This is a genomic window from Pseudomonas sp. 05N434 (genome assembly GCF_056396965.1).
The window spans coordinates 1-1839 of record NZ_JBFTMK010000759.1 but is presented as its reverse complement, the minus strand read 5'-3'; the positions used below and the strand labels follow the sequence as shown (position 1 = coordinate 1839).

General features: G+C 61.8%; 3 protein-coding genes. All 3 read right to left on the bottom strand.

The features are described from left to right. The coding region (locus AC1DLB_RS29025; protein ID WP_477786191.1) for an ATP-binding cassette domain-containing protein at positions 1-315 on the bottom strand (315 nt) is incomplete at its 3' end. 18 nt (positions 316-333) lie between these two features. Further along, a complete protein-coding gene (locus AC1DLB_RS29020) occupies positions 334-1446 on the bottom strand; it encodes a succinylglutamate desuccinylase/aspartoacylase family protein (protein ID WP_192379299.1) in 1113 nt (370 codons plus the stop codon). 9 nt (positions 1447-1455) lie between these two features. Further along, a partial coding sequence (locus AC1DLB_RS29015; RefSeq protein WP_477786190.1) for an ABC transporter permease subunit occupies positions 1456-1839 on the bottom strand: 384 nt, incomplete at its 5' end.

Genomic DNA, 1839 nt, shown 5'->3' with positions numbered 1-1839 from the left:
CATGTGCGACCAGAGGTTGAAATGCTGAAACACCATCGACAGTCGCGAACGCATGCGTTGTAGCTGTTTGGGCTCGGCAGCCTTGAGCCCGCCGAGTTTGTTGGTCACCAGCTTGAGCGGTTCGCCATTGAGCACAATGTTGCCGGCGTTGGGCTGCTCCAGCAGGTTGATGCAACGCAGGAAGGTGCTTTTGCCGGAACCGCTGGAGCCGATGATGCTGATCACATCACCGGCCTTCGCCTCCAGGGACACGCCCTTGAGCACTTCGTGGGTGCCGTAGCTTTTGTGAAGATCCTGAATTTCAAGTTTGTACATGGTTTCAACTCTCTGGAATCAGTCGCTGAGCAAGCGGCCTTGGCGAATAGGGCGAGTACCGGCCACTTTGGCCAGCCACAAACCGGGCTGGGCAAAGCGCAGACGTTCACGGGCATAGAGGATGCCGTCGGTGCTGGCGCGCACGATGCTGTGGCGATCGGTCAGCGGATCAATCACTTCGAACAGCGGGTCGCCGACCCTGACCCGGGCACCCAGCGGTTGCAGAAAACTCACCACGCCGGGGTGCGGCGCATAGGCGTACTGCGCGCCGGCGAATGGCGTCGCTTCACACTCGGTCGGTGGCGCGGCGGGCCAGTCACCGCTGATCAGGCCTTGCTCGGCGAGATAGCCGAGAATGGCCTGCGCGCTGTCGATGCAGGGCTCGCGTTCGGTATCGGCCATGCCGCGCAGTTCAATGGTGGTCGCCACACAGGCCAAAGAAATATCGGCTTCAGGAAAGAGTTCGGCCAGACGCAACCAGGGAATCGCGCAGGCTTCATCAAAGGCACTGCCGCCCGCATCCTCGGCCAGCAATGCGGCGCCGGCACCCAGTCGAGCGGCCAATGAGCGCAGGCGCGGCCAGTGTTGCGGCATGGCGTAAAGCAGCATGATCGACTCGAAATCGCAGTGCAGGTCCAGCACCACATCGGCGTCACAGGCATGTGAAAGCAACAGGCGGCGCAGGCCATCGAGTTCCGAGGTCGGCGGTGGCATGTCGGCGAGAACATCGGCCATGGCGCGGCGGATCAACCCGGTGTTGACGTCGGCGTGGGTGCCCAGTTGACCTTTCACCAGCGCCGCCACAGCTTCGGCCAGCTCTGGAAAATCACGATTGAAGTTCTTCCCGCTGGAGAACTCAAAACGGCCTTGATGGGTGGCCTGGAACATCTGGGCGATGCCAATCGGGTTGGCCATCGGCACCAACTCGACGACCCCATTCAGGCGACCTTGTTCTTCCAGCACGCGCAGACGCTGCTTAAGTTCAACCGCCACGCGCATCCCTGGCAACTCGTCGGCATGCAGGGAGGCCTGGATGTAGGCCTTGCGTGGCCCGCTGCCAAAACGAAACAGCGACAGCCGTCGTTCTGTGCCCGAGGCCCCCCACGGCAACAGGTATTCAATGTGCTCCATAACAGCTCCTTAGTGCTTGCGCGGTGCCAGATACGCCAGCCAGCGGCGCTCGGCCAGCTTGAACAGACGAACCAGGATGAAGGTCAGGGCCAGGTAGATAAGGCCGGCGGTGATGAACGCCTCGAATGGCAGATAGAACCGCGAACTGACCGTACGAGCGGCTCCGGTGATGTCGACCAGGGTGACGATCGACGCCAGGCTGGTGGTCTGCAGCATCATCAGCACTTCGTTGCTGTATTGCGGCAGTGCCCGGCGCAAGGCCGACGGCAGGAGCACGCGGCGGTACAAGGTAAAGCGCGACATGCCCATGGCCTTGGCGGCTTCGATCTCGCCGTGGGCCGTAGCCTTCAAACTGCCGGCCAGCAGTTCCGCGCTATAGGCACTGGTATTGAT